Source organism: Accumulibacter sp. (assembly GCF_031732815.1).
Lineage (GTDB): Bacteria > Pseudomonadota > Gammaproteobacteria > Burkholderiales > Rhodocyclaceae > Accumulibacter.
On the sequence record NZ_JAVMKF010000198.1, the window covers coordinates 1 to 3,792 of the forward strand.

Below are 3,792 nucleotides of genomic sequence, written 5' to 3' on the forward strand. Positions count from 1 at the left end.
CACAGCCCTGGCAACTCATTCCGCGCACGGTAAGGACAGCTTCTTCCATTGCATCAAACGCTTTCAAGGGTCGCCATCACGGCAAGCGACGACGAAACAAGATCAAGAGTCTGCGCCGCAGTCGACAAGCGGTTGTCCGCCAAGTGATCAGGTCGGCGGATGGTGCACGCGACGCCAGCGTTTGAGCAGCAGCGAGTTGGCGACAACGGAGACCGAACTCAGCGCCATTGCCGCCCCAGCCAGCACCGGATTCAGGTAGCCGAGCGCTGCCAGCGGCACCCCGAGCACGTTGTAGACGAAAGCGCAGAAGAGATTCTGCCTGATTTTTCTCGATGTCGCACGCGAAAGCGCGATGGCGTCGATGAGGGCGGTCAGATCATTGCGCAGCAAGGTCAGGTCAGCCGCTTCGATCGCCGCGTCCGACCCTGCGCCGATGGCAAAACCCACATCGGCGGCAGCCAGCGCCGGGGCATCGTTCAGACCGTCGCCCACCATGCCGACAATCGTCCGCCCTTCCTTCAGCGTGCGCACCGCGCTCGCCTTTTCCCCCGGGAGAATCCCCGCGCGATAGTCGTCGATTCCCGCCTGCCGGGCAATCGCCGCCGCCGTTTCCAGATGGTCACCGGTCAGCATGACGAGGCGAATCCCCATCGCCTGCAAGCGCGCGACGGCGGCCGGCGAGCTCGCACGCAAAGGGTCGGCAATCGCCAGCAGCGCAAGTGCCTGTCCAGCCAACGTCGGGTGCGGCTGCTCCGGGGACAGGCTCTCGGCTTCAGCGCAGAGTATGACCACCGTCTTGCCGTCGCGCTGCAAGGTATCGATCAGTTCGCCAGGACATGCCGTGTGCGCGAGCGCCGTCGCAGCACCCAGACTGAGCCGGCGTCCGGCGACACAGCCGGTCACACCCCAACCCGGAATCGCGTGAAACCAGTCGAGCGCCGGCAGGGTCAAGCCCCGCGCCTGCGCCTCGCGCAGAATGGCGCGCGCCAGCGGATGTTCGGACGCCTGTTCGAGGCTGGCGGCGAGGCGTAGCGCCTCGTCAGCGGTAGCGGCCAGCGCGACCACATCGGTCAGCGCTGGCTCACCCTGGGTCAGCGTGCCCGTCTTGTCGACGGCGAGGACGCTGATCTGACCGGCGCGCTCGAGCGCATCGGCATTCCTCACCAGGATGCCTGCGGCGGCTCCCTGGCCGGTCGCGACGACGATTGCTGTCGGCGTCGCCAGTCCGAGCGCACATGGGCAAGCGATGACCAGCACCGCGACGGCATTGACCAGTGCCGTGCTGAAGACACCACCGATCGCCCACCAGGCGAACAGCGTGACGACGGCGATCAGGCAGATGGTCGGCACGAAGACCGCTGAAATGCGGTCGGCGAGTCGCTGCACCGAGGCTTTCGACGCCTGCGCCTGGCCGACGAGGCGAATGATTCCGGCGAGCAGTGTTTGCTCGCCGACGCCGGTTGCTCGGCAGCGCAGCATTCCCTGAGCGTTGATCGTCGCCGCGAAGACGCGTTCGCCGGCGCGTTTGGCGACCGGCATGCTTTCGCCGGTAAGCATCGCCTCATTGACCGTGGATACGCCATCAACGACCTCGCCGTCGACCGGCAGACTCTCACCCGGGCGCACGATGAAGATATCCCCGGGAATCAAAAGCGCAGCGTCGATTTCGCACAGTTCTCCGTTGCGCTCGACGCGCGCGGTCCTTGGTTGCAGGCGGACGAGCTGCTCGATGGCCTCAGTCGTCCTCGCCCGTGCACGCGCTTCGAGCTGCTTGCCGAGCAGAACGAGCGTGATGACCGCAGCCGAGGCCTCGAAGTAGACGTGCAGGTGCGCCAGGCCGGCGAGCGTGACGACGGCGCTGAAGAGATAGGCCATCGACGTCCCGAGGGCGACGAGAACGTCCATGTTCGCCGCCCCCGAGCGCAGCGCGTTGGCGGCGCCGCGATAGAAACGCCAGCCGATCCAGAACTGCACGGGGGTCGCCAGTACCAGTTGCAGCCAGCGCGGCAGGAGTTCGTCGTGCGTCGGCGCGGAGGGATCGAGCAGGCCCAGCATCGGCACGACCAGCGGCAGCGTCAGCCCGATCGCGAAGTAGAGCTGCCGCAAGTCGGCGCGGCGAACTTCGGCCTTCCTGGCCTGTTCGTCGGCTGCCGTCGTGGTTATGCGCGGCCGCGCTATGAAGCCGGCGCGGCTGATCGTTGCCAGCAAGAGCTCGAGTCCGGCGAGCTGCGGGACGTAACGGATGTTGGCGCGCTCTGTCGCCAGATTGACCACTGCTTCGACGCCCGGCAGACGGTTGAGCTGCTTTTCTATGCGCGCCGAACAAGCGGCGCAGGTCATTCCCTCGATGAGCAGTTCGACCGTCTGCGCCGCAGCGCCGAGTTCTTCTCCGGGCGCCATCTTCAGGCGAGCAGGAGCTGGCGGGTGCTGGTGAACAGGCCCCAGACGCCGAAGCACAGGATGATCGCCGCGCTCAGCCAGCGAACTGCCGGAAGCCGAGTGTAAGCGTGCAGCCGACTGGCGAGCAGTCCGGCGAGAAGCAGGTTGGGCAGCGTGCCGATGCCGAAAGCCAGCATCATTCCGCTGCCGTGCAGCGCAGAACCGCTGGTCAGGGCGTTGGCCAACGCCGAATAGACCAGTCCGCAGGGCAGCCAGCCCCAGAGCAGGCCGAGCGGAAAAGCCTGGACGAAGCTGCGTGCGGGCAGAAAGCTGCGCGCAAGCGGTTGCAGATAACGCCAGAGCTTCTGCCCGAGCCGCTCGGGCCAGGCGAGGGCAGCGCCGACACCCATCAGGTAGAAGGCAAGCGCGATCAGCATCAGGTTGGCCAGTATGGACAGCACGAGGCGAATCGGCAGTGGCCCCGACAGGGCAATGCTGGCCTCGCCGAGTGCCCCGGCGAGTGCGCCGGCCAGGCAGTAGGAGGAGACTCTTCCGGCGTTGTACGCCAGGTGCAGCGTGATTGACGGCGGTCCGCCGAAGGACAGCGCGCCGACGATTCCGCCACACATGCCGGCGCAGTGCGTCCCTCCGAGCAGGCCGATCAGCAGCAGGGCAAGGTAAGTGGTTTGCGGCATCAGCGCAGGCGATGCATTGTCGAACGCGAAGAGGAGCGATTCTACTCTCTTCCGTTCGCGCGCCGGCGAAGTCGGCTCAGATCACTTTCGAGTAACGTGTGCGCTGCCGGTCGGCGCGCAGATAGCGATCAAAGACCATCGATATGGCGCGCACCAGCATGCGACCGCGCGGCAGCACGCTGATCCACTTGTCGTCGATACGAACCAGGCCGGCGGCCACGAGTTCCTGCAGGTCTTCCAGTTCGGTTGCGAAGTACTTCGCGAAATCGATCAGGTGCGCGATCTCGATCGACTCGATCGACAATTCGAAGTGGCACATCAGCGACTGGATGATCGAGCGCCGCAGCAGGTCGTCGGCATTCAGCTCGATTCCGCGATAGACCGGCAAGCTGGCGCTGTCGAGCAGATCGTAGTACTCGTCGAGCGTCTTGACGTTCTGGCTGTACGTTGGACCGACCTTGCTGATCGACGAAATGCCGAAGGCCAGCAGATCACAGTCCGAATGCGTCGAATAGCCCTGAAAGTTGCGATGCAAGCGGCCTTGCCGTTGCGCCACCGCCAGTTCGTCATCGGGTTTGGCGAAGTGGTCCATGCCGATGTAGACGTAGCCGGCTTCGGTCATGCGCGCGATGGCCAGCGCGAGGATCTGCAGTCGCTCGTCGGGGCTCGGCATGTCGGCTTCGAGAATCCTTCGCTGCGGCTTGAAGAGGCTGGGCAG

General features: G+C 65.4%; 2 protein-coding genes and 1 pseudogene. All 3 read right to left on the reverse strand.

Annotated elements, in window-relative coordinates; all coding sequences use genetic code 11:
- Window positions 1-147: 147 nt before the first annotated feature.
- Window positions 148-2,400, reverse strand: coding sequence for a heavy metal translocating P-type ATPase (locus tag RKP46_RS12870; RefSeq protein ID WP_311107014.1), 2,253 nt, complete (start codon window positions 2,398-2,400; stop codon window positions 148-150).
- Window positions 2,401-2,402: 2 nt separating this feature from the next.
- Window positions 2,403-3,074 (reverse strand): sulfite exporter TauE/SafE family protein, encoded by a 672-nt coding sequence (locus RKP46_RS12875; RefSeq protein WP_311107015.1) that lies wholly within the window; start codon window positions 3,072-3,074, stop codon window positions 2,403-2,405.
- 76 nt (window positions 3,075-3,150) lie between these two features.
- Window positions 3,151-3,792 (reverse strand): annotated as a pseudogene (locus RKP46_RS12880) (coproporphyrinogen III oxidase); the annotation flags it as partial.